The organism is Haloferula sargassicola, from assembly GCF_040362925.1.
GTDB lineage: Bacteria > Verrucomicrobiota > Verrucomicrobiia > Verrucomicrobiales > Akkermansiaceae > Haloferula > Haloferula sargassicola.
In genome coordinates this window covers 40,748-65,859 of the sequence record NZ_BAABRI010000027.1, presented here as the reverse complement: position 1 = coordinate 65,859, position 25,112 = coordinate 40,748, and the positions used below count along the sequence as shown (strand labels likewise).

12 protein-coding genes are annotated in these 25,112 nt (G+C 63.2%); 3 read left to right on the top strand and 9 right to left on the bottom strand.

Translation table 11 applies throughout. The features are described from left to right. Positions 1-526: 526 nt before the first annotated feature. From ABXH26_RS18740 to ABXH26_RS18720, 5 genes are all read right to left on the bottom strand, one after another. Positions 527-982, bottom strand: a complete 456-nt coding sequence (locus tag ABXH26_RS18740; RefSeq protein WP_353568636.1) for a hypothetical protein — start codon at positions 980-982, stop codon at positions 527-529. A 466-nt stretch (positions 983-1,448) separates the two neighbouring features. Continuing rightward, complete coding sequence (locus ABXH26_RS18735; RefSeq protein WP_353568635.1) at positions 1,449-1,982, bottom strand: hypothetical protein; 534 nt, start codon at positions 1,980-1,982, stop codon at positions 1,449-1,451. A 20-nt stretch (positions 1,983-2,002) separates the two neighbouring features. Then, positions 2,003-3,031, bottom strand: coding sequence for a hypothetical protein (locus ABXH26_RS18730; RefSeq protein WP_353568634.1), 1,029 nt, complete (start codon positions 3,029-3,031; stop codon positions 2,003-2,005). A gap of 30 nt (positions 3,032-3,061) precedes the next feature. Further along, complete coding sequence (locus ABXH26_RS18725) at positions 3,062-3,808, bottom strand: hypothetical protein (protein ID WP_353568633.1); 747 nt, start codon at positions 3,806-3,808, stop codon at positions 3,062-3,064. A gap of 171 nt (positions 3,809-3,979) precedes the next feature. Continuing rightward, a complete protein-coding gene (locus ABXH26_RS18720) occupies positions 3,980-5,266 on the bottom strand; it encodes a valine--pyruvate transaminase (protein ID WP_353568632.1) in 1,287 nt (428 codons plus the stop codon). 68 nt (positions 5,267-5,334) lie between these two features. On the opposite strand from ABXH26_RS18720, the gene ABXH26_RS18715 reads away from it, so the two are divergent. Further along, the gene (locus ABXH26_RS18715; protein WP_353568631.1) at positions 5,335-5,829 is read left to right on the top strand and encodes a redoxin domain-containing protein; all 495 of its coding nucleotides are present in this window, start codon (positions 5,335-5,337) and stop codon (positions 5,827-5,829) included. A 96-nt stretch (positions 5,830-5,925) separates the two neighbouring features. On the opposite strand, the gene ABXH26_RS18710 is transcribed toward ABXH26_RS18715, so the two are convergent. Genes ABXH26_RS18710 through ABXH26_RS18700 form a run of 3 tightly spaced genes read right to left on the bottom strand, consistent with a single transcriptional unit; the run spans position 5,926 to position 7,826 of the window. Continuing rightward, complete coding sequence (locus ABXH26_RS18710; protein WP_353568630.1) at positions 5,926-6,603, bottom strand: SH3 domain-containing protein; 678 nt, start codon at positions 6,601-6,603, stop codon at positions 5,926-5,928. A gap of 45 nt (positions 6,604-6,648) precedes the next feature. Continuing rightward, positions 6,649-7,512, bottom strand: coding sequence for an SDR family oxidoreductase (locus tag ABXH26_RS18705; RefSeq protein WP_353568629.1), 864 nt, complete (start codon positions 7,510-7,512; stop codon positions 6,649-6,651). A gap of 5 nt (positions 7,513-7,517) precedes the next feature. Continuing rightward, positions 7,518-7,826, bottom strand: coding sequence for a hypothetical protein (locus tag ABXH26_RS18700; RefSeq protein ID WP_353568628.1), 309 nt, complete (start codon positions 7,824-7,826; stop codon positions 7,518-7,520). A gap of 140 nt (positions 7,827-7,966) precedes the next feature. Between ABXH26_RS18700 and ABXH26_RS18695 the strand changes: the two genes are divergently transcribed. Continuing rightward, a complete protein-coding gene (locus ABXH26_RS18695; protein ID WP_353568627.1) occupies positions 7,967-9,040 on the top strand; it encodes a mannose-1-phosphate guanylyltransferase in 1,074 nt (357 codons plus the stop codon). 81 nt (positions 9,041-9,121) lie between these two features. Beyond that, positions 9,122-9,547 carry a Holliday junction resolvase RuvX gene (gene ruvX / locus ABXH26_RS18690; protein WP_353568626.1) on the top strand — a complete coding sequence of 142 codons (426 nt, stop codon included), beginning with the start codon at positions 9,122-9,124 and terminating at the stop codon, positions 9,545-9,547. 27 nt (positions 9,548-9,574) lie between these two features. Here ruvX and ABXH26_RS18685 read toward each other — a convergent pair whose 3' ends face one another. Continuing rightward, positions 9,575-24,859, bottom strand: a complete 15,285-nt coding sequence (locus ABXH26_RS18685) for a choice-of-anchor D domain-containing protein (protein ID WP_353568637.1) — start codon at positions 24,857-24,859, stop codon at positions 9,575-9,577. Positions 24,860-25,112: the final 253 nt, after the last annotated feature.

Here is a 25,112-nt window from a genome sequence, read left to right as displayed (position 1 = left end):
AACCGGCACGGACACGCGGGGTAATCGGCGAAAGGAGCGCTGTCCCGATTTGCTCCTTCCGCTCAGCCTGGGAAATCACCGGTCGCCGCCCCGCAAACCAGCCATGGAAACCGGAGCGGACAACCGTCTTGCGAAGCTCCGGACCGCCCGCTGTCCCGAGGGGCAGGGCCGGAGCCTTCATGGAAAAAATTTCCGCGGTCCGTGCCGCAAACCAGCCATGGAAACCGGCACGGACACGCGGGGTAATCGGCGAAAGGAGCGCTGTCCCGATTTGCTCCTTCCGCTCAGCCTGGGAAATCACCGGTCGCCGCCCCGCAAACCAGCCATGGAAACCGGAGCGGACAACCGTTTGGGGTGCCACGGCGCGAAGCGCTGTCCCGAGAGCTCCGGGCCGCGGCTGGAAAAACATGCCCAACCCCGACATCCGCCCGAGGACGGAAGTGGGTGCTTCCGGGCGGGAGGTGCCGGATGCCGGGGTTGGTTGGGCGAACAGCATGTCGTCGTTCGTTGGGTGTAAAATCTTCGTTTAGAGGACGCCGAGGCCGCCGTCGTCGAGATCGCGGAGGCTTTCCTCCATGCGCTCCATGGCGTCCTGGCTGCAGATGATGAAATAATCGCCGCAGCCTCCGAGGACCGCGGGTTGTTCGGCGCGGAGACCGACCTTGTCGCACCAGTCCTTGGGCAGCGTCAGTTTGCCCTGCGGGCTGATGGTCACTTGCTTGGAAAACATGCGCAGCGCGCTCACGAGCTGCTTTTTCTTGGCCGGCAGAAGGTTCTCGGCCTGCTCGATCTCGGCGAACTTCGCCTGGTAGTGCTCTTCGGTGAACACCTTGATCGCCGGCTCACCGTGCTCGCTCGACCGCATGATCCGGATCGGGGTCCCCTCCTCCGCCAGACGGAACTCGCCCGGAACCGACACGCGGTTCTTCGAGTCCATCTTGTGGACGAAGTGATTCTCCAGATTTTGGACGCTGGCCGACATTTAAGAGCAGGCAGAATTTGCCGTGCCCGAACTACACCAAAGTACACCAGATCGAACAAGAGAAATCGGAAACGGCCCGAATAATTTTTTATTCCCTATTTTTCAGCGAGTTATGAAGTGCTCTGGAGTGGATTACAGTGCAGGACACCCAAAAACATGGCGGTTCTCAGCCAGGTTTTTTTGATAAAACGGGGCTCCCGCCGGATTTGGGGTCACGAGGTGTACTTCAAGTGTACTGGTGACGGGGCGGGTGTACCGGAAGGCATTCCAAGAGCCTTCAAGGGTTCGGAACCGGTCGATCCCCTACTTTGGGGACCGCGATCCGGGCTCCGCCGGGTTTTAAAAAACAAAAACGCGCTGACGGGTTCGTCAGCGCGTTCATCTGTCTCCCCGCCCGAATGCCGTCGCGTCCGGGCGGTAAGAGGGTCGGACGCTCCACCGGACCGGGGAGCGTCGAGAAAACGTGTTACTTGCGGGCTTCGGCCAGGGCTTTGGCCTCATCCAGCTTGGCCTGCGGCACCGAGATCGGGCCACCCTGCACGGCCGCCACCATGATCTGGCGGGAGTTTTCCATGCGGCTGATGAGGCCGGCAGGCAGCGGCTCGGCTCCGATTATCTGGGAAAGCTCGAGGTCCACGACTTCGATCCAGGCCCGGTTTTCGGCGAAGAACTGGGCCCAGGTCACGATGCGGTTGCCGCTGACGATGCCGGTGCGGTTGCGGAGGGAATCCGGTACGTGCAGCACGGCGCCTTGGGGCACCAGGGTCGAGGCGCCCGAGAAACTGAGGAACTCCGATGTGGCCAGAATGTCCGCCGGGCGGTTGGTCTTGGTCGGGTCATCCGCCTCGATCACCTTCAGGTCGCGCATCGGATCCTGGTTGCGCTGGGCGCGCAGGCGCAGGGCCATCTGCTCGTGGGTGGGAGCGTCGCGCATTTCCTGGGCCTGGCCCGAGGGCAGCAGGGCCAGTCCGGTCACGAGGGCGAGGGCGAGATTTTTCATGGGGAGACGAGGGGGAGGAGTTATTCCAGGGTGGAGAGAAGCGAACGGACCTCGAGTCCGCGGTCGACCTCGAAGGTGGTGTAGGCAAGGCGCTCGCGGCCGTAGACGGTCTCGGTGATGACCTCGATGGTCCAGGTGCCGTCCTTGGTCAGGTAGTCGCCGAGGTTCTCGATCCGCCAGGTCTTGCTGAGCGGCTGCTGCTGGTCGATCTGGCGCTGGGCGGAGGTGATCTTGGTCCCTTCGGTGCCGAGGACCGGATCACCCGGGTAAACCTGGGTGTAGGTGTAGGACTTGGGGTACATGTCCGCGACGTCGATGGTCACCTCCGGGGCCTTGAAGCGGATGGTTTCCGAGGCATCGAGGCCGGCGATGGTCACGGTGGTCAGCGGCCAGACCACGACATAGCGGGAGCAGAGCTGCTCATCCAGGGTGCCGTCGTCCTTGCGGGTGTAGACCGAGAAGCGTTCCTCGCCGCGGATCTTGGTGAGGTCGGTGCCGGGGACGTTGGTCATCGAGTAGTCCAGCTTGGTCTTGCCGTTCTTTTCGATGAGCGACTGGGCGAAAAGCGTGGCCTGGGTACGGTCGATGTTTTCGCCGTAGGTGTCCCCATAGGACTGCACGTGGTGGAGCAGGCGGACGGACTTGGCGGCCTCCGGGACGTTCGCACCGGAAAGCAGGCCTTTCACCTGGACATCCACGCTGAACGGCTGGTCGGCGCGGGTGCGGGGGACGCTGCCGCCGTCCGGGTCGAGGGTGTTGATCACGATGTCCGCCTCCGGAGCGAAGGAGCTGACGTAGGCGGTATCGAGGAGGTAGGACTTGGGAGAGCTGCCGCTCTTGACCGTCCAGAGTTCATAGCGGGCCCCGGCCAGGTCGAGGGCCACGGGCGAGAGTCGCTCGCCCTTGGACTCGACGCTGACATCCCAGTAAATGGCGGGGGTGCTCCCCAGCAACACCTGCCGGATGAAGTTGGTGTAGCCCGAGGACTGGCCGAGCCCCGCGGACATGCCCGCGAGCGAAATGGCAAGGGTCGTGAAAGCGGTCTTCATGGAGGGAGGTGAAGTGAGGGGAGGAAGGAATTACTCGCTGAAGGTCACGAGGAACACGAGGTCCTGCAGGTCGTAGCCCGTCTGGTAGCGTTGAGATTCAGTGTGGGTCAGCTCGCACATGACGATCATGTCCATCGGGCCGATGTCCACTTTGCCACCCGCATCGAGGTAGGGCTTGATGAACTGCTCGAGGGTCGGCGAGTTGGCGATGTTGTAAGTGGTCGGGATCGAGTCACCGTCCTTGAGCACCTGCACGTTCTGGGTGCCATCATTGGAGCTGTAGAAATGCGACCACTCGCCCCGGGGGTTGGAAACGACGTCCCAGAAGCGGCCGCCGAAGCGGATCGACTTGCCGGAAGACACGGTCTGCGACTTGATCACGGCGCTCTGGTTCACATCCTTGTTGGTGCCGGAAAAGACCTTCTGCCAACCACCATCGTTGTAGCTGTAGTAGGCTTCCTCGGAGGCGAACGACATGTGCGAGCCGTCGGCGTAGCTGATGGTCACCCCGGCACCGAGAAGGCGGACCTCCATCTTCAGGTCGGTCTTGGGGCGGATGGTCCCGGGCTTCTCGATCTTCACCAGATCTTCGAGCTTGGTCGGGTAGGTGATTTGCCAATCGAGCTTGGGGAACGCTCCCACGGCAGCGATTCCGGGCGAGGCGTTGATGTAACCGACCGGGATGTCATCCGCGGCTCGGACGATGCCACCCATGGAGAGAGCGGCACTGGTGAACGCCACGAGGGCGCAAACCGACTGGGGGAGTCTGGTCTTCATTAGGGGGAGTTGGGGGATTAGGGGGAGAACCCACCGGGGGAGGTGGGGGTATGCGGAACTCGCCGCACGTCCCGATCATCCACCGAAACCGAAAAACCGGAATACCAAAATACTAACGTGATCGCGTAAGGCCCCAAAAGCCCCGCAGGCCCGGCCTTTCCCGGGACCTTGTCAGGAAGTCTTGATTTCCAAGTGCTTCCATGCTTTCACGACTTCCTCAGCAAGGATTTTCACGCCTTCGCGCACAGCGCCCTCCCCCATCGCGTAGGAAATCCGGAGGCATTCATCCCGATAGGAGCACGGAGTGTCGCCGAGTCCGAAAAAGAAGTAGTGGCCGGGCACGACCAGCACCCCGCGCTTTTTCAGACGCTCGTAGAGTTCCGCCGCGGTGATGGGAAGCCCCGGGAACCAAAGCCAGAGGAAAAGCGCGCCTTCGCTACGGTGGATGTAGTATTCGAAGTTTTCGCCGAAGGCCTCCTCCACCCAGCCGATCGCCTGGCGGGATTTCTCCCGATAAAACGGCTGCACCACCTCGGTGGCGAGGCGCAGGACCTCGCCGCTCTCCAGCAGCGGGCGGACGATGGCCTGGCCGAGGTTGGGATTGGCGAGGCCGACCACGGAGCTCATCTCGGCCACGGCCCGGGTGATTTCCGGATGGGCCACCACGATGCCGGTGCGGGTGCCGGGCAGGCCGAGCTTGGACAGGCTGAGGGTGAGGATGATGTGATCGTCCCACACCGGCGTGGCGGCGCTGAAGATGATGTTGGGAAACGGGGCGCCGTAGGCGTTGTCGATGATCAACGGAATGCCGTGACTCTTCGCCAGCTCGGACAGGCGCTGGATTTCGCCGTCGGTGAGCACGTTGCCGGTCGGGTTGGTCGGGCGGGAAACGCAGATCGCCGCGATGTCGTCGGTGATTTCAAGGTGGTCGAAATCCACCCGGTACTTGAACTCGTGCGGGCCGGTTTTTTCCACCTGCGGCGGCACGGCGGTGAACAGGTCGCCGAAGGCACCTTGGTTGGCGTAGCCGATGTATTCCGGCACCAAGGGCAGGAGGATCTTTCGGCGGCGGCCATCGGGCATCGGACCGGCCAGCAGGTTGAAGAGGAAAAAGAAGGCGGTCTGGCCGCCGGCGGTGATGGCGAAGTGCTCGTCGGTAACGGGCCAGTCGAAGCGCTCGCGGAACAGCCCCGCCAGGGCGGAAATGAAGGCCGGGTTGCCGCGCGGCGGGTCGTAGTTGGCCACCGCCTTCTCCAGCGCGCCGGGCTCGGCCATGATTTCCTCCATGCGGCGGTGCCACAGCCCGTTCACCTCGGGGATGTTCGCCGGCTGGCCGCCGCCGAGCATTTTCAGGTGGTCGCCTCCGGCCGCGAGCGCGTGGCCGAGGTCCTCCATCAATTCACCGATGCCGCTGCCGCCGGCCAGTTCACGGCCGAGTTGGGAGAATTCGAAATTCATTGCGCTTCGTTGACCTGAGGATGTCCGCGCCTATGCTCGGGGCCGAACCTAACGACCCCATTCCCAGCATGGCACTCCAAACCGGCGATACCGCCCCCGACTTCACCCTCGTCTCCAAAGGTCCCGACGGGCCTGAACTCGTGAAACTCTCGGACCTGACCGGCAAGTCCAATCTCGTCCTTCTGTTCGTGCCGATGGCCTTCACGGGGGTGTGCACGCAGGAATTCTGCGACCTTTCCGCCGGGCTCGGCGACTACGAGGCGCTCGACGCGACGGTGGTGGGCATTTCCGGCGACAGCCCCTTCGCGCAGGAGGCGTGGGCTAAGCAGGCCGGCATCACCCTCAAGCTGCTCAGCGACTACGAGCACGACGTGGCCAAGGCCTACGGCGTGGCCTACGAGCAGTTCCTGCCCGAGGCGAACCTGATCATGGGCGGCGTGGCCAAGCGCTCGGCCTTCGTCATCGACAAGCAGGGCATCATCCGCCACGCGGAAGTGTGCGAGCACCCGAAGAACCTGCCCGACTTCGAGGCGGTGAAGGCCGCGCTCAAGGAGCTGGCCTGATCCCCCACCCTTTCCCTGCCCTTTTCCGTCTTACCAAAAAGCCGCGCTGCCCGATCGGGTGCGCGGCTTTTTTCGTGATCGGCGATACCCGGAAATTCAGTCCACCTCCGGCGCTTCGTCCTTGCTCGGCGGGGTCGACTCCTCACCGGCGGCGTCGGCTTTCTCCTTCGGAGCCTCCATTTCGGGCATGTCCACCGGCGGCTCGGCACCCAGGCCGGGCGTCGGCGCATCGTCCGGGAGCGGCGGCAGATCGGCCGGGGCGTCGGGATCGATCACCGGCGGCAGCGTCGGCGCCCCATCGGTGGCCGGAGTTTCCGGCACGGAGCTGGACTCGGAGGGCGGCAGCGGGATGGTCGACTCCACCGGCGGCCACACCTGAACCTCGCTGCCACTCGATGGCTCGGCGCTCATGGCCTGCGAGTCGTTGCCGACCTGGATGGACGGCACGAAGCCGATGTCACCATCGTCGAGCTCGACCTTGGCGTAGCTGCCGTCGTCGGAAATCACCTTCATCTGCGTGCCGCGGGACAGCAGCCGGTCGGCCGAGGCATTGCCCGTGGGACGGGTCTTGAACAGGGCCGTATTGTTCATCAGGGCGTGGACGAACTCGCCGGGCTTGTAGGTGGAGCTCGACATGCTGGTGGACTGCGAGACGCTGCCGGCGGCATTGAGCGGATCGAAGCTCGAGGACGACGACATCGACATCGGTCCACCCGAGCCACACGAGGCAACGATCAGGCAGGCGGCCGGGAGACTGAGGAGAGAGGCTTTCATGCGGGTTGGTTTATAACAGGAACCTGCCACCCGCAGGCGCACCGGTCAACGGCAGAGACCCGCCGTTCCACGGAGATAGAGCCCCAGTGCCTCGGGCCACGGACGGGGCTCTTTCCCCAGCAGCGCCGACAGGCGGTCGGTCGCCATGGCGGTGTGCCGCGGCCGCGGAGCGACAAAGGCCTCCATTTCCTCCAGCCGGAGCCGCCGGACCGACGGAAGGGACGCCAGCCGGCCGTCCTCCGCCAGGATCCGCACCACCACCTCCGCCATCCCGTGCCAGCTGACCGGCGGGCCGGAGTTGCAGGCATGAAAAAGACCCGCCGGACCACCCGCTGAAATCCAACATTTCACCCAAAGCGCGAGGTCCGTGGTGAAGCACGGCAGCGAGAACTTGTCATCGATCGCCTCCAGCTCTCCGCCGCTTACAGCCTGTCGGGCGATCATGTCGATGAACGACGGCTTTTCCGGACCGAACACCCAGGACACGCGCATCACCGTCGATCCCGCCTCAAGCACCAGCCGCTCCGCCGCCGCCTTGGTCGTACCGTAGACGCCTGCCGGCGAAACCGCCGCGTCCTCCGGCTTGAGACCCTCCTCCGCGCCATCAAGCACGTAGTCGGTGCTGAAATAAAGCATCGGCCGGCCGCCGCAGCCTTCCAGCAGGCGCCGCGTCCCCTCGATGTGGACCGCCTCCGCGATCGCCGGGTCGCGTTCGCAGGCATCCACGGAGGTCATCGCCGCCGGATGCAGCAGCAAGTCGAAATCAAGTGCGGCGGTGTTTTCCGCCAAATCCGGATCGGTCAGGTCCCAGCGCGAACGCGGCAGCTCGAGGATCTCATACGAGCGGCCCAAGTGATCCGCCAGCGCGCGACCGACCCGTCCGGTCACGCCGGTGACCGCGATCCGCATGGCTTTCAGACCACCCCGGTTTCCTCCAGCAGCTCCTCCACGCCATCGCCGGCATCGCGGATGCCCCGCAGGCGCCGTTGCACGCCGCGGCGGCTCTCGGGCCCGTTCACCTTGTGGACGATGCCGTTGACGGCCTTCGGCAAAATGGCGGCCACGCCCAGCGCGGCAAGCGCCACCGCGATCCCCCGGCGGGCGTTCTCATGCATGATCTCGCCGAGGATCAAGCCCGCGGCCACACCCATCAGCGCGGGGGAAACCATCGCGGAGGCATCCGCCCAGTCGCGCTCCCAGCAATCGTCGTCGTCAATCGGCATGGCCGAAAGGTAGCAGCCCCGGTCGCGCCGACAACCCTCGAAAGCGTCGTCGCACCCCCATGATCCGGGGCGGTCATTCGGACTTCCGGTCGGCGGTCGGATGGTTAGACTCCCGCGGCAACCCCACGAACCATTTCTTCATGTCATCCACCTACGCGCTCATCCTCGCCGGCGGCTCCGGCACCCGTTTCTGGCCCCTCAGCCGCGATGCCCGGCCCAAGCAACTGCTCAACCTCTTCGGCACCGACACGCTTCTCGAACAGACCATCAACCGCCTCGACGGTCTCGTCCCCAAGGAAAACATCCTCATTCTCACCAACGCCAAGCAGGAGGAAGCCGTTCGCGAGGTGGCCTCGATGCTCCCTGCTGAGAACATTTTCGCCGAGCCCGCCAAGCGCGACACCGCCCCGGCCGTGGCCCTCGGCATCGGCCTCGTCGCCGCGCGCGATCCCAATGCCACCATGCTCGTCCTGCCCGCCGACCAGCTGATCCAAGACACCGCCGCCTACCACGCGGTCATGCGCGATGCCATCGCCACCGCCGAAAAGTCCGACGGCCTGGTCACCATCGGCATCAAGCCCACCTGGCCATGCCCGTCCTACGGCTACATCGAGCGCGGCCAGCGGGCCTCCATCCCCGGCCTGAGCTGCGAGCACCCGCCGGCCGAGGTCGTCCGCTTCCGCGAAAAACCCAGCACCGAGCTGGCCGAAAAGTTCCTCGCCCAAGGCGGCTTCTGCTGGAACGCCGGGATGTTCGTGTGGTCGCTCCCGAACGTGATTCGCGAGCTTTCCACCCACGCGCCGGAACTCGCCCACTTCGTCTCCGAACTGCGCGCCTCGAAGAACCTCGCCGCCACCATCGGGGCCCAGTTTCCGAAGCTCCACCCGATCTCCATCGACTACGCCCTCATGGAAAAGGCGCGCCGCGTCCTCAACATCGAAGCCACCTTCGACTGGGACGACGTCGGCTCCTGGATCTCGGTTGCCAAGTACCTCGACACCGTCGGCAACAACAACCAGACCAACACCGACATCGCCGAAATCGACTCCGAGAACAACATCGTCTTCAACGCCCGCCAAGGCACCAAGATCGCCCTTCTCGGCGTCGATGACCTGATCGTGGTCCAAACCGGCGACGCCCTCCTGATCGCCAACCGCCACCAGGCCGACGCGATCAAAAAGCTCTCCTCCAAGCTCCCACCGGAGCTGCTCTGAAGAAGTAGCGGGTAGCAAGTAGCACGTAGCCAGGGAATCCCCCGCTACTTGCTACTCGCTACTCGCTTCCGGCTACCCGCCATGCACCCCGCCCTCGGACTCGATTACGGTGACGCCCGCATCGGCGTCGCCGCCACCGATCCGCTCGGCATCCTCGCCCATCCGGTCGAGACCATCGAACTTGCTACGACGAATACCGTAGAACGGATCGCGGAAATCTGCTCCGCCCGGGGCGTCGCCACGCTCGTCGTCGGCCTGCCGCTCAACCTCGATGGCGAGGAAGGTCCCGCCGCGGAAAAGGCGCGCGCGTTCGCAGCCAAGATTTCCGCCCGGCTCCCCGACCTGCCGCTGGTGTTCGTTGATGAATCCCACACCACCGTCGATGCCTCCGCCAAACTGCGCGAGGCCGGACGCAACGCCAAGCGCCAGAAGTCGGTGATCGACCAAGCCGCCGCCGTCGAGATCCTCAACCGCTGGCTCGAAACCACCCTTCCGCCACTTCCCTGACCTCTGCTTTCGACGTCAGAAAATGACTCATTCCCCACTGTTTCCAGTGACTCTGACGAACAGCCGGGGCTGAAGCCTGATCGGAAGGCGCGAAAGGTAACTCACCTGGCGCATTCCTCCGCTCACCGACTCGTCCTCAACCTGCCTCAAGTCCACCTTGTCCGAGAAGCTGAGATCGGCAGCCGCATCGACACGAATCGACACGCCCGCCGAATCCTCCGGCTGGAGAACCGTCCACAAGGCAAAATGATCCGAAGGATCAACGTCGCCATCCCCGGTTTTCTGGATCACTTCCTGTCCTCCGATGACGATGGACTGCACCAACAGTGGCCGCTCTCCCTTTCTCGCCGGGTCGAAACCGTAGGCAAAATCGAGCAGATTGGGCAGTCCGTTCTGATTGTAGTCCTCCGAGTATCCCCTGTGTTCCAAGGGCACTCCCTTTTGGGCAAGATAGGCATCCACGACATCGACCGTAAACATCCGTGTGGTTGCGGTGCCCGTTTCATCTGTCACCGTGAGAAGTACATTCGTGACCAGGGCGGGGAGTTGGACGGCAATCACCTCGCCCTCCGCATTCCCTCCCCCGTCCCAGTCCCATTCCCAGGAAACCACAAACCCATCGATGTCGGCGGAGGCACTACCATCCAAGGTGACTTGGCGGGCCCGCGCGTTGGTAACGGTCGCGACGGGTGCGGCCGCCGGGGGCAGGTTCTCGAAGCCCGTCTCCACGATTACGCCGGCGTTTCCGAGCGTCGCGAGACTGTTCAGGTTATCCGGCTCGGTGGTATCAATTCCCAAGCGGGAAACATTCAAGACCGGCGGATTCTGCGAATCAACCATCACCAGCATCGTGGTGCCATCGGTTCGGATCACCGGCAATACGGTTAGATAAGAGGGCGGCTCGCCGCCTGACGGACGCAGGAAATCGATATAGAGGCCTGAAAACGGTCCGAGTCTTTCAATCAAATCCCAAACCGACTCCTTGTCGGTATCCCCCGGACCGGTCGGTCCTTTCGGGGACCTCCGCAGTTTCGCCGAAGGTGATGGACTGGGATTGGGGAAGTTGTTTCCACTGAGATTGAGCACCTTCAGATTGATCGCGTATTCGAGGCCATCGAGGTTGGTCAGGCCAAGATTGCTCAAGTCGAGCTCGATCAAGGTTTCCATGGTGGCAGCCGGGATCGGGCCGCTTGACAGGTTGAGGGTGGCGCGGATGGCGGCTTCGAGGTTGGGGTCGGCGAAGACCACCTCCATCTCGCCGCGCAGCACGACCTGATAGGGGTTCTCGTCCGCATCGTTGCTGGCGATCGAAAGGACGACCGACCGCGGCCCGGTGGTGGTCGGCGAGAAGGCGATGTCAAACGACGCGCTGGTTCCCGGATCGAGCTGGGTGGGAAGGGTGGCACCGGCGAGCGAGAACTCCGTGCTACCACCGGTGAACGAGAGCGCGAGCCCTTGCAGCGGCAGCGTGCCGTTGTTGCGCAGCACGAAGCTGCGGGTCGCGCTGCCGCCCTCGGCGGCGTAGCCGAAGGCGACCGACGAACTCAGGCTGGACAGCAATGTGCCATCGGCCAGTTCGAGGGCGATGTCCGGCCGAGGCGTGGTGTCGGGGGGTGCGCTGGTGCCGGTGAGCGCGACCACGAAGTCCCCTCGGGCCGCATCACTGCTGGTGATGTGAAGCTCCGCGTTGCGTGACCCTTGCGCTGATGGCTGGAAGCCGATGGCCACCGAGGTGACGGCGCCAGGCTCCAATCGGTCAGGGTAGCCGAAAGTCTGGAGCGGGAAGTCGGCAGCATTGCCGCCCAGGATGCTGATCGCCAAATCCCGCAGGACTGCCTCGCCGTTGTTAGAAATGGTCACGTATTGCCGCCCGCCCACCGAACCGGCCGGAGCCAAACCAAAATCGATCGTCGCGGAACCGGAGACAAGAATGCCTTCTGGGCCGCTCACTTCAATCTCCGGATCCTTCGGCCGCGCTCGACGGTTGAAGATATAGGCAGCGCCAGATTCTGAGAGCGAATTATTGTCAACAAATCGACCTCCATCCTCATAAATGCTTCCGAAGGCGATCATTTCCGCGGAAATGGCCACGGAGAACCCGAAATAGTCGTAACGGTTGGCATTGGATGCCTTCACATACGCATCCTCCACCCATTCTCCAGTCGTAGTGAGGGAGAAAACGTATCCTGCGCCAGATCCATCATAGCCAGAAGGCACGTCGTAAGGAGGCAGAGGCGCCCGATTATCAGTGCGAGCACCGACCACGACCGTTTCTCCAGAGATACCCACGGAACAGCCAAACTGATCATAAGGGCTGACCTTCGCCCCAATGAGCTTCGTTTCCTTCTCCCAACCGCCCGACGATCGCTGGAACATATGAGCCGCGCCTATATTGCGGTTGTTGTCCACGTCTCCGACCACGATCCGGTCTCCATCCACCGCCACCGAATAGCCGAAACTGCCGCTCTGTGAATCGCCCTTGAGATAGGCCGACTGAGGCCACCCGCCGAAGGCATTTCGCTCGAAGACGTAGGCGGCTCCGGAATTACCATCGCCATTGTCCGCTCCGTTTCCAGTTGGGAGTCCGTCCTCGCCATGGGCCCCCACGACGAGAATCCCGTCCGATAAACTGATGGAATGGCCGAAGTAGTCACCCGAATCTGGGAACTTCGCCGTTGCAATGGCAGTTTGGGCGAGTCCACCAACGGCGTCCGGAGTGTAAATGAATACCGCTCCTCCGCTGGGTGGAAAATCGAGCGGGTTAGGACTCGGCTGGCTCAAGCCTCCCGAAGTTCCGGATGTTTGCGTTGTTAGTATCGACTGTCGTTCTGCACCCACAGCAATCGTTTCCGATGAAACTGCGACAGAACATCCGAAAAAAGCTCCTGATTGAGGATTCGGTGCTTTGAGGCGGGCGGCCTGCGTCCACTGACCGCTATCGTTCCGCCGAAACACGTAGGCGCCCCCGGAAGAAGAAACGACATCGGAATCGTAGGGCGTTCCAACCACCAATGTTTCGCCATCGATCGCGACCGAATAGCCAAAAGATGGAGACGGAACTGGTCCTGAGGCCTTGAGATAATGGGTTTGTTGCCAGCCGTCCGCTTGGGTTCGTTCAAAGACATAAACCGCGCCGGAGTTGCTCCCCGAGTTACTTTCGGGGTCGGTTCCGCTGCCGTCTTCGAAAGGAGCGCCCACCACCAAAGTGTCGTCGGAAATAGCGACCGAGTAGCCGAAATTGTCCCCTGAATCCGCGTTCAACGCCTTCAGGTAGGCGACCTGCTCGACATTGACCGGATAGCGGCCGACGGCGGACACGGTGAAGGTGAAGGGATGCTCGTCGGCATCGTTGCTGGAAACTGCGACGGTGCCGGTGAATTCCCCTTCGGCAGTGGCCGAGTAGCGGACTTCAAAGGAGCCCGTCAGGCCCGGGGCGAGGGAGGCAGGCAGGCCAGCATCATTGACCGAGAACCCCGCATCGGAGCCCACGCCGATTACCACGCCCAAGTCACGGAGCGGAGCAGTGCCCTCGTTGGTGACCTGGAAACTGCGGACAATCGTTGTCCCTTCAATGATTGCCATCCCGAAATCGACATGGGAAGCGCCGGCCGCCAGCTCGCCACTCGGACCACTGATCCGGATTTCCGGCGCCACGCCGGCACCCCTGAGATCGAGGACAAAGGGATTCTCGTCTCCATCGTTGCTGGCGATTCGGAGCTGGGCGGAACGATCACCGATGGCACTCGGGTGAAACGTCACCTCGAAATCCAGGGATTCACCGACCGGCACCGTCGAAGGTAGTATCGTGTCACCGAAACTGAAGTCCGAAGCCTGACTGCCCGTCAGCCAAAGCGCGATGCCTTCCAAGGGCAGACTACCCTCGTTGCGCAGCGTCAGGCTGATCGTCGCACCCGTGCCTCCAACCTGTGCGTCCCCAAAGGCCACGCTGTCTCCCGATACCAGCCCGCTGCCTTCCTGCTCGATGGCGATTTCCGGAGCTTGGCCGCGACCGTTGAGAACCACGAAGAAAGGGCTGCGCGCATCATCATCACTCGTGATTGAGAGAATCGCACTCCTTGGTCCGGTGGCTCCGGCGCTGAACCTCAAGGTCAGCGGTGCCGACGCTCCCGGCTCCAGCGAGGCCGGAAACGCTCCCGCAGGAGAGAAGTCACCCGCCGAGACCGACGCATCAAGATTTCTCAAGGTTTCCGTCCCGGTATTGGTAACGGTGATGGACAGTTCATGGAAGGGTCCGCCCACCGGTTGTGCACCGAAGTCCACGGTTGCCGCACCATACTCCAAGGCCTCGCCGGACGGTCCACTCAGGGCGATGTGAGGAGCTATTCCGATGCCCCTCAGCGCAATGAGGAACGGGCTTTCATCCGCATCATTGCTCTCGATGCGCAGCACCGCCTCTCGCAGCCCCTCGGCCTGGGAAGCGAAAGAGACCGTGAATCCCGTCGATCCCCCCGGCGCGATCGTGGTGGGAGGACTGGCTGAAACGGCGAAATCAGGTGCTCCATCGATGGAGACGGAGAGCCCGCCCAGAACATCACTCCCGATGTTGCTGATCGAAATGCTGCGCTCCACGCCGTCCGCGGCCAATCGCTTCGACCCGAAATCGAGGACCGCATTGCCGAGAACGAGTTCCGCGCCGTCGTAGGAAACCTGGATTTCCGGCGCGATACCGGTGGCATGAAGGTCGAGCAAGAACGGGTTTTCGTCGTCATCGTCGCTGGTGATCCTCAGAACCGCGGATCGCACGCCAGTGACTGACGGGGCGCAGGTGACGGTGAAGGCGGTGGTGGCTCCGGGTGCGAGGGATGCCTCAAGGGTCGGCGTTTGCAGGGAGAAATCGTCAGCAGCTGAGCCTTCAAGGCTGGCGGAGATACCGTCCAAGGATGCCGTGCCGTCGTTGCGGATGATGATGGCGTGCGGGAAGGAGGAGCCGCCAAGCGCAATGCTGCCGAAGTTGACTGTCGATACTCCCGACTCGAACGGGGCCCCGAACTCGGGCAGCACGGTGATTTCCGGTGCCACGCCCACGAGGACGAAGCCGATTGCAAACGGGTTCTCATCGCGATCGTCGCTGGTGACGGTGAGGGTCGCGCCCAGCCCTCCGACGGTGGTGGCGGTGAAGGCGAGCGTGAAGTCGGCCGATCCGCCCGGGTCGATGGATGTAGGAAAGGGATCGCCACCGATGGTGAGATTGCCGGCACCGATTCCGGAAAGGGCCAACGAAAGACCGCTGAGCACGACGTTGCCCTCGTTGTGAACAGTGAAGGTGACGGGCGGCACGGTTTCGCCAACAAGCGTGGGGGCAAACGGTGTGATCGTCGAGCCGGACCGGAGGTCGCTCGTACCGGAAAGGGTGATCGCGATTTCCGGATCCTCGCCGGTGCCCCCGAGGGCGATCACGAACGGGTTGCGGTCGACGTCATCGCTGGTGAGGGCCAACGAGGCCGATCGCGCTCCGGAGGAAGTGGGAAGGAAAGTGACGGTCAGCGCGGTCGACGCTCCCGGGGCAAGCGAGGCCGGAAGGGTGGCGGGGCTGAGTTGGAAATCGCCAGCGTGGGTGCCGCCGAACTGCGCCGCAAGATCGAGCAGCGGTGCGGTGCCGGTATTTGAAAGGGTGAGATCGAGGGAAAGCCCCGCCGCGTCAACGCGGACCGGGCCGAAGTCGAGGCTGGCGTTTCCGAATTCCAGCCCGCCACCGCCATCCAAGCTGACGGCGATCACCGGTGCGGTGCCTTCGCCGTTGAGCGCGATGGTGAATGGATTCTCATCCGCGTCGTCGCTGGCGATCTCCAGCACCGCGGCGCGCGGACCGGCAGCGGAGGGATAGAAGGTCACCGCGATGTCCGCCGAGGCACCTGGCGCGAGGGTCGTTGGCAGAGCCGCGGTACCCGCAGGGAAATCGCCGGCATTCGCCCCAACGATTGCAGCCGAGAGATTCGCGAGCGGGTGAGCGCCGGTGTTGGCGACCGTCAACATCATCGTGCCGCCCGCGGTGCCGCTGCGGACCGGGCCGAAGTCGAGCAACGCGGTGCCGGAGACAAGGTCGGAGCCGGATTCGAAAACGACGATCTCCGGTGCCTGGCCGGAGCCGGTGAGCGAGATGGCGAATGGGTTTTCATCCGAATCGTTGCTGGAGATATCGAGCGTGGCCGTGCGGGCGGCGGCGACGGTGGGAGTAAAGGTCACCGTGAACGACGACGAGGCACCGGGTGCGAGGGAAGCCGCGAGGCCGGTGACATCGAGAGAGAAATCCGCAGCGTCCATCCCGCCGAGGGTCGCCGAGATGCCAGCCAAAGGGGCCGTACCGTCGTTGCGGATCACGATGGTGCGCGGGGACGACGAGAATCCGAGCGGGATGCCGCCGAGCTGGAAATCGGACACCGGGGACACCAGGCCGGTACCGGCCGGTGACTCGACGGCAATCTCGGGTGCCAGCCCCTCGCCCGACAAGGAGACGACGAACGGGTTTTCGTCCGCATCGTCACTGGCGATGCGCAGTTCCGCCTGGCGCATGCCGGCCGCCCCGGGCCCGAACGAAACAGTGAAGGTGGCGGACTCTTCAGGTGCCAGCGAAGCCGGCAACGGTGTGCCTCCGAGCGTGAAGTCGGCGGCCATCTCCCCGGTGACCGAGGCCGCGATGTTTTCCAGCGGAACATTGCCGGTATTGGTGACGGTGAACGACTCGGTCGATCCTGGCTCTCCGACCAACACCCCTTGGAACATGACGCCCGAGGCGCCACTGAACAAGGCCGTCGCGGGATCATGCGTCACCGCGATTTCGGGGGCCGCACCCAGAACCGACAGCGCGATGATGAACGGCGATTGATCCACGTCGTCGCTCGGAATTTCCACCGTGGCGAGCCGGTTGCCGATGGCGTGGGGAGATGCGGTCACGACCAATGACGTGGACGCGCCGGGCACCAGCGAGGTGGCCTGGGAGGAGCTATCGAGCGAAAACTCACCGACATTCGCTCCCGCGAGGGTCGGCGTCCCGACGGCCAAAGGAGCGGTGCCGGTGTTGGTGAGGGTGATTGTTTCTCCAGCCGAAGACGCACCAACCCTGACCGCCCCAAGATCGATCGCCGCTGCGCCGAAGGCGAGATCGCCCGCGGTGGCGGAGTGCACGCCGATCACTGGCGCGGTGCCCTCGCCAGTGAGCGCGATGACAAACGGATTCTCATCGGCGTCGTCACTGGCGATGTGGAGCTCGGCCGTACTCATTCCGGCGGCTGTGGGCGCGAATCCGACAACCACCGATGCCGACCCGCCCGGTTCGAGCGTGGCCGGGAGGCCGCTATCTTCGTAAGGATAGTCGGCGGCATGGTCTCCCACGACCGACACCGAAAGATTGCCGAGCGGGTATTCACCGGTGTTCGAGATGATCAAAGCGAACCCCGTGCCTTCCGTACCGCTGCGGATTTTTCCGAAGTCGAGCGAGGCGGTCCCGGATTCGAGATCGACGCCGGATTCGGAAACGGAGACCTCCGGGGCTTGGCCGGAGCCGGTCAGAGGCACGAGGAATGGGTTTTCATCAGAGTCATTGCTGGAGACGGACAATGTCGCGCTGCGGGAAGCTGCGAGGGTGGGACTGAACGTGAGTGCGAGCGAGGTGGATTCACCGGGTGCCAGTGACCCCGGCAGGGCCGAGGTGTCGGCGACGAAATCCACGGCATCGGCCCCGAGGACTTCCGCTGAGATTCCGAGCAGCGGGGCGCTGCCGACATTGCGGATCACCACGGTCCGGGGCGAGGACGAGAAACCGAGGGGGACTCCGCCAAACGGGACGCTGGGGCCACCGGATTCGAGCGCTTCGCCGGTGCCGGTTTCGAGCGCGATCTCGGGAGCCAATCCGGTGCCGGCAAGAACCAACACGAACGGGTTCTCATCCGAGTCGTTGCTGGCGATGTGCAACTCGGCTCGCCGGGCTCCTGCCGCCTGGGGCAGGAAAGTGACGCTGAACCCCGCGAAGTCCCCTGCGGGCAACGACGGTGGGAAAGATGCGGCGTCGAGAATGAAGTCGCCCGGCGCTTCGCCCTCGAGCATGACGGCGAGGTTCTGCAGCGGTACGTTTCCGATGTTGGTGACGGTGAAGGTTTCGGTGGAGCCCGTTTCACCGACGAGGGAACCTTGGAAGCTTACATCGGACACGCCGTTCAAGAGATTCGCGCCGGAATCGCGGGCGACCGCGATTTCGGGAGCTTCGCCTCGTCCTGTGAAACCGATGATGAAAGGCGACCGAACGCCGTCGTCGCTTGAAAGGCTCAGCGTGGCCAAGCGGGTGCCGATTGCCGCGGGGGAAAACGCGATCCCGATGGTGGTTGAAGCACCCGGGGCGAGATCGACTTGGAACGATCCGAGATCCAGTGCGAACTCGTCCGCTTGGCCACCGCTCAGAGAGGCCGCCAGGATTTCCAGCGGCGCGGTTCCGGCATTGGTGACGGTGATCGTTTCACCGGTGGACATTGAACCAACCGCCGTCCCGCCGAGATCGATCGTGGCGGCGCCAAACACGAGGTTGCCTGCGGTGGTCGACTGCACGGCGATCACTGGAGCCGTGCCTTCGCCCGTGAGGGCGATGACGAACGGGTTCTCGTCGGCATCGTCGTTGGCGATGTTCAGGGTGGCCGAGCGGATTCCGGGGGCCGTCGGAGTGAACGACATCGTGATGTTCGCCGAGGCACCCGGTGCAAGGGTTGCCGGGAGGTCGCTGGCATTGAGCAGGAAATCCCCGGCATGTTCGCCCACAACCGCCACCGAGAGGTTGGCCAGCGGATACCCGCCGGTGTTGGAGACGGTCAGGGTGCGCGTTCCGCCCACCGTGCCGGTGCGGGCCGCACCGAAGTCGAGCCGGGCGGTGCCGGAGACAAGATCGCTTCCGGATTCGGACACAGCGACTTCGGGTGCCTGGCCGGAACCTGCGAGGGAAACCACGAATGGGTTTTCGTCCGCGTCATTGCTGGCGATGGACAAGGTGGCGGAGCGCCCGGTGGCGACAGAAGGCGTGAACACAACGCCGATAGCTGCCGAATTCCCTGGCAGGAGAGTTTCCTGGAAACTTGCCAGATCGAGCTGGAAATCCGCCGCGTCCGGGCCTGCGATGGAGGCAACAAGATGGGTCAATGGGGCGGTTCCCGCGTTCCGGACGACCACCGTGCGCGGCGCCGACGAGATGCCCAGCGGGATCCCGCCAAGGTCAATTCCCGACTGGGAGGAAACGAGCGCCGTCCCGGAGGGCGACTCGACCTCGATCTCGGGGGAGATGGCGGAGCCTACGAGGGTGACGACGAAGGGGTTTTCATCCGAGTCGTCGCTCAGAATCCAAAGCTCCGCTTGTCGTTCACCCAGCGCGGCAGGAAGGAAGGTGACATCGAAGCCGGCGGACATCCCCGGTTCGAGCGACGGAGGAAGCGCGGAGGTTTCAAGGAGGTAGTCGCCCGCCGCGGCACCCTTCATTTCGCAGCCGAGGCCGGACAGGGTGGCGCTGCCGGTATTGGTGACGACGAACGACTTGGTCTCCCCCTGGTTTCCTAACAAGACCGCGCCGAAGCCGAGCAGGTTCGCTCCGTTCTGCAGCTCGCCCGCCCCGTCCTCGAGGACACCGATTTCCGGCTCCACTCCGACGCCTGCGACTCGCACGAGAAATGGCGACTCATCCGGGTCATCGCTGGTCACGATGAGCTCGGCGGTCCTCGATCCGCCCGCGGACGGCAAGAATGAGATCGTGAATGGATGACTGTCGCCAGGGGCAATGGTTGCCGGCACCCATGACGCCTCCAGTGGAAAATCGCCCGCTTCTCCGCCAACCATCGCGAGGCTCACACCATGGAGTGGCGACGTTCCGATGTTCGCGATGAGGAAGGACTTGGCAACCGCCGGACTGCCCGGTCTGAGTTCACCGAACGAGAGCGCGGGACCTTCCGAGGCGAGATCGATGTCCGGGGCGAGGGTGATGGCGATGTCGGGGGCGAGTCCCTCGGCGGTCACTTCGATGAGAAACGGGTTTTCATCGGCATCGTTGCTGGTCACGCGAATGACCGCATCGCGAGTCCCCGCCGAAGTAGGGACGAATGTAAGGTCGAAGGTATTGGTCTCTCCGGGGGCGAGCGCCTGCGACCAGGCGTCCGAGGAGACCGAGAAGTCCGCGGGGTGGGATCCGGTGGTCTGGATGGAGAGGGCGCTCAGGATTCCCGTCCCTGCGTTTGTCACGGTGAAACGAAGGGGCGCTCCGGCCATTCCCACCACTGCGTCCCCGAGATCCGTTGGCGCGCCGCCGCTGGTGAGGAACCCCTCCTCGGTGAAGATCTCAATTTCGGGGGAAAGCCCGGCTGCCGAGATCGGGATCGCGAAGGGACTCTCGTCGTCATCGTCGCTGGTGATGTGGAGGACGACGGATTTGGAGCCTTCGGAAACCGGCGCGAACGTGATGACGATTTCCGCGGACGCGCCCGGTGCGAGCACCACGGGAAATCCCGTTTCCTCGAGAAACATTTCCGCCGTATCCGGTCCCGTGAGGGAGACGGAGAGGCCGCTGAGATCCATCGATCCATCGTTGTGCACGGTCACCGCCAGCGAGGTGGGGGCGCCGAGGTTCACTCCACCGAAGTCGAGGCCGGGGCCTTCGAAGGCGACCTCCTGTCCGTCGGAATCGGTCACGCGGATTTCCGGAGCCACACCATTTCCCGTGAGCTGTAGGACGAACGGATTCTCATCCGCATCGCTGCTGAAGATCTCCAGAGTGGCGGCGCGCGGACCGGTGGCGGAAGGGGAAAAGGAAACACCGAACCCGGATGACGCGCCGGGGGCGATCGTGGCGGGAACTCCCGTCGCTTCGAGGATGAAGTCGCCCGCATGGGCACCGGAAAGCTGTACCGAAACCGCTTCAAGAGGCGCGTCTCCGGTGTTCGTGACGGTGAAGCCATCCGCGGCGGACGATTGTCCCGTACGCACGGAACCAAAGCTGATCGTGCTATTCGTTTCCAACGCTGGCCCTGCGGCTTCTGATAGTGAAATTTCGGGCACGGCACCCGTTCCGATAAGCACGACGTCGAAGGGGCTCTTGTCGGCCACGCTGCTGATGACATGAAGTACGGACTGACGGCTCCCGGCTGTGGAGGGAGTAAAGATGATGGAGAAGGACGCCTCCGCGCCGGGCCCAAGGGTGGCGGGGAAACCGAGGTTGTTCAGTTGATGATCGCCGGGGCCGGTGAGGGACAGTTCCAACGCTTCCAGTGGATGGCTGCCGGGGTTTTTCACCGTGAAAACCACCGGTCCGCCGGTCGTTTCGAGAGGAACAGGACCGAAATCGACCACCGAGATGCCTGGGGTGAGGACTCCGTCCGCGGTGGTGCTCACCTCGAGGTCCGGCGCGACCCCCACGCCTGTCAAAGGGATCAGGAATGGCGGGGCCGAGGCTTCCGCCGCGGTGATCCGCAGGGTCGCCGTTCTCACGCCGGTCGCGGTGGTGGTGAGACTTACCTCGAACGAAGTGTTTTCCCCCGCTGCCAGGGAGGTCGCAGCGGGCGGGCTAACGACGAAATTGTCCGCGTCAGGACCTTCGACCCCGACCGTCAAACCACTGAGCGCGGCAGTGCCGTCATTGGTCACCACGAAGCTCATCGGCGGGTTCGCCGTATCGACCAATCCCTGCCCGAAGTCCACCACAGTGGCTCCGGATTCCAACGGCGGACCGGGGGGAACACTGACGCTGATCCGCGGTGCATCGCCGGTGCCTGCGAGCGCGATCACGAACGGATTCTCATCGGCGTCATTGCTAGCCACGCGAAGTTCCGCGGTGCGCAGCCCTGCCGCAGCAGGTGAAAACCGGACCCTAACAATGGCGGACGCCCCCGGGGCGAGGATGGACGGAAGACCGGTCGCGTCGGCGGCGAAGTCTCCCGGATCAGTTCCCGCCACGGAAGCGGTGAGTCTGCTCAAAGGTTCCAGCCCCACGTTTTCCACCACAAAGGAGATCTCGGTGAACGAAGCGGAACCCGCCGGAAGACTGCCGAAATCGACCGCCGGGCCGCCGGATCCAAGGCTCGTGCCGGGCGGTGACTGCACATCGATCTCCGGAGCCGCGCCGGTTCCCGTGAGAAACGCGGTGAACAGGGGCCGGCTGTTGTCGTCGGTAGTCAGGCTGAACGACGAACTTCGCACGCCTCCGTCCTGAGGCACGAAACGGATGGAGAATGCGCCGGATTGCCCGGGCGGCAGAACGGCGGGCAGGGAATTCGTGACGAGAACGAAATCGTCGTTCTCCGCAAGCGTGAGGAGATCGATGGTGAGACCGGTGGTTCCTTCATTAGAAACGGTGAACGTTTTCGCCGCGGACGGCGAGCCTACCGAAATCTCTCCGAAGTCATACGAGCCGAATTCAGGCAAGTCTTGCCCAGTGGGATCTCGCAGCACCAACAGAGGTGCGACCCCAACTCCGTCGAACTGCACCACCCACGGGTTTTCATCGAGGTCATTGGTCGCGAGCGTCAGCGATCCATGTTGTATCCCGGTCGCCGACGGGGAAAAGGTGATTGAGATGACCGCGGAGCCTCCCGGAGCGATCGCGTGGGGCAGGACGGGCTTTTGGATCGAATACCCCGGACCAAGAGTGCCCAGATCCGCGTTGAGGAGGATGAGTTCGCTTGTTCCCGGGTTGGTGATCGTGAAGTCCTTCGTCACCGGTTCGCCGGGAAACTGGACCGATCCCACGCGCGCCTCTCCAAAGTCGAGGAACGCGCCGTTCTCGACCGTCATCCCCGAAATGTCGTGAACCTCCAACTCGGGATTGATGGTGGATGCCGTCAGAGCGATCTGATAGGGACTTTCGTCCGGATCGTTGCTCACGATTTCGAGCGTGGCGGAGTGGGTGCCCACCGTGTTGGGCGAGAAGGAAACGTAGAAATCGGCAGATCCGCCCGGCTCGATGGTGTCTGGAGCCCCCGGAGCCATGATCGTGAATTCCGTGGCATTCGCTCCGCTGATCTCCACCTGCACGCCGGTCAAGGGCGCGCCTCCTTGGCTTTCCACCGTGAACATGCGGTTCGTCGGCGGGGCACCGAGATAGGCATCTCCAAAGTCTACCGTGGAGGTCCCGGAAGGAAGGGAGACGCCCGGCGGGCTGGCGACATCAATTTCCACGGATGTTCCGGTCCCTTGAAGACCGATCTGAAACCATGAGCCTCCGAAACCCGCGTCGCTGGTGATCAGAAGATCCGCCTGGGAAGATCCGGTCGCCGACGGTTGGAAGCGGATCGGAAGCCCCGCGGATCCCCCCGGCTCGAGGGTGGCGGGAAATCCATCGAGGTCGATCGTGAAGTCGTCCGGGTTGGCTCCGTTGAGGAATACTCCCCAGAACGTCAGGGTGACATTGCCGTCGTTGTGGACGGTGAGGGTTTCCGCAGCGGAGGTTCCCCCCGCCGGTTGCGGTCCGAAGTCGAGGCGGCTGAAGCCGGAGGACAGGGAATCGCCGGTGGAATTGGTAACGGAAATAGCGGGTTCGCCGCTCTGGGCATAGACGGCGATGTAGAACGGATCCGCGACCGGATCATTGCTGGCGATAAGGATCTCCCCGGAGAAACTCCCGGTGGAGGTGGAATAGAACTGCACCTCGAAGTCCGCGGAATCACCAGGGGCCAGCACCGTTGGAAGACCACTCGTATCGAGATTGAACTGATTAGAACTGGAGGGAGACAGGCTGATGTTCAGGTCGGCGAGCGTGGCATTCCCCGCGTTGGTTATCGTGAACACTCGAGAAGCGGTGTTGCCCCCGGCCCGCGTGGTCCCAAGGTCGACATAACCATAATGCTCCACGGGTTCATCGTCGGGGGAAACCGTTACAGCGACCTCGGGAGCAACCAACTCCGTCGGCAGGGAGAAGGTGTAGGCCGCGCCCGCGTCCGTGAGGGAGTTGTCGGCGGGGTTTCCGTTCACGCCGGCTGCCGCACTGTCCTCCCGCCATGCACCTACGATGCCAATGCCATCGGAGACGGCGACGGAAATCCCGAAGTTGTCGCCGAAAGTGGAGTTCGCCGAGTTGTCCGCCGATTTCAGGTAGGATTGTTGCAACCAGGTTCCATCGGTCAGACGGAGAAACGAATAGGCAGCCCCGGCGTTGATCTTGTCGTTGTTGGTTTCATCTCCATCCACCACGGTACTGTTGCCATCCTCAAAATGAGCACCAACGATCGCGAGATTCCCGGAAAGCGAAACTGAGATTCCGAATTGGTCGTTGCCCGCGGCGTTGGACGCCTTGAGATAGGTGTGTTGGGACCATGTGCCCCCTGAGTCGCGCTCGAACAGATAGGCCGCACCTGACGCACCCACGCTGTTGTTGGTTTCGTCACCGTTAATTCCCGTGGACCAGCTTGATTCCAGAGGAGCGCCGACGATGAGGCCGGTCCCGGAGATCGAAACCGAATATCCGAACCAATCGCCCGCGTCAGGGTTCGACGCTTTCAGGTAGGCGTCCGCCGTCCATGTTCCAGGCATGGATTCGTGAAACACATAGACCGCACCGGAGTCAGTCTTGCCATTCAAGGTTCCATCGGGGTTGACACCGGCGGACGTGCCGTCCTCGGAATTCGCCCCGACGGCGGCCAGCGTGCTGTCGATCGCGACCGCTGATCCGAATCGATCGCCCTCGCCGGGATTCGACGCCTTGAGGTAGGCTACTTGTGACCAGTTTCCCGCACTGTCCCGCTCGAACAGATAGGCGGCTCCCGCTTGGGGAAGGGAATTGTCCGAGTCGTCGCCACCAACACCTGAAGATCCCCCAGATTCAAGGGGTGCACCGACGAGGACCTTGTTTCCGGAAATGGCGACCGACCATCCGAACATGTCGCCTGCCTCACCATTTGACGCTTTCAGGTAAGCCTCCTGACTCCAGTTACCGCCGCCGTCTCGAACGAATACATAGGCAGCACCCGAGGACTCGGCGGCGTTCGAAGTCTCGTCGCCGTCAATGGATCGGGACGCACTATCTTCAAGATAAGCGCCAACCACGGCGAGGTCGCCGGAGATCGCCACGGAGCAGCCAAAACGGTCGTCGGCGTCGACATGGTTCGGCTTCAGATACGCCTGAGAGGACCAGGCCCCTCCGGCATCCCTCAGGTAGATGTAGGCGGCACCGGCGTTGAACGCGGAATCATCAGCGGGATCGAGGAAGGCGCTTGCTTCGAGATACGCACCAACAATCGCCGAATCGCCAGAAACAGCCACCGAGTATCCAAAAGAGTCATTGGCCCCAGGAGATACGGACTTCACATACGATTCGCGAACAACATCCGCCTGCAGGTGCATTACCGCACCAATCGACGACATCAGAAAAAACGCTTTCGACAAACGAACGTCTGTTCTCATCGATTTCATGGCCAATACGGATAAATACACCTTGGACTTAGGTTTCACAGGAACCCCCTTTTGTATACGATTACCAACCAGCAATGGCACGTGCTTTTTTTTCAGGCACTCCGTCAGATTTTACTTCTGCGTCAACCGGCGACGCAACCCGGATGCCCCCAGAGGAACAAAGAAAATATAGGAGAACGAAGGA

What these genes read in the sequence shown, in the direction of transcription:
- ABXH26_RS18730 (WP_353568634.1), bottom strand. Translation starts at nt 3,031, where the DNA reads ATGAAGACCGCTTTCACGACCCTTGCCATTTCGCTCGCGGGCATGTCC.
- ABXH26_RS18685 (WP_353568637.1), bottom strand. Translation starts at nt 24,859, where the DNA reads ATGCACCTGCAGGCGGATGTTGTTCGCGAATCGTATGTGAAGTCCGTA.
- ABXH26_RS18735 (WP_353568635.1), bottom strand. Translation starts at nt 1,982, where the DNA reads ATGAAAAATCTCGCCCTCGCCCTCGTGACCGGACTGGCCCTGCTGCCC.
- ABXH26_RS18715 (WP_353568631.1), top strand. Translation starts at nt 5,335, where the DNA reads ATGGCACTCCAAACCGGCGATACCGCCCCCGACTTCACCCTCGTCTCC.
- ABXH26_RS18695 (WP_353568627.1), top strand. Translation starts at nt 7,967, where the DNA reads ATGTCATCCACCTACGCGCTCATCCTCGCCGGCGGCTCCGGCACCCGT.
- ruvX (WP_353568626.1), top strand. Translation starts at nt 9,122, where the DNA reads ATGCACCCCGCCCTCGGACTCGATTACGGTGACGCCCGCATCGGCGTC.
- ABXH26_RS18725 (WP_353568633.1), bottom strand. Translation starts at nt 3,808, where the DNA reads ATGAAGACCAGACTCCCCCAGTCGGTTTGCGCCCTCGTGGCGTTCACC.
- ABXH26_RS18710 (WP_353568630.1), bottom strand. Translation starts at nt 6,603, where the DNA reads ATGAAAGCCTCTCTCCTCAGTCTCCCGGCCGCCTGCCTGATCGTTGCC.
- ABXH26_RS18740 (WP_353568636.1), bottom strand. Translation starts at nt 982, where the DNA reads ATGTCGGCCAGCGTCCAAAATCTGGAGAATCACTTCGTCCACAAGATG.
- ABXH26_RS18700 (WP_353568628.1), bottom strand. Translation starts at nt 7,826, where the DNA reads ATGCCGATTGACGACGACGATTGCTGGGAGCGCGACTGGGCGGATGCC.
- ABXH26_RS18705 (WP_353568629.1), bottom strand. Translation starts at nt 7,512, where the DNA reads ATGCGGATCGCGGTCACCGGCGTGACCGGACGGGTCGGTCGCGCGCTG.
- ABXH26_RS18720 (WP_353568632.1), bottom strand. Translation starts at nt 5,266, where the DNA reads ATGAATTTCGAATTCTCCCAACTCGGCCGTGAACTGGCCGGCGGCAGC.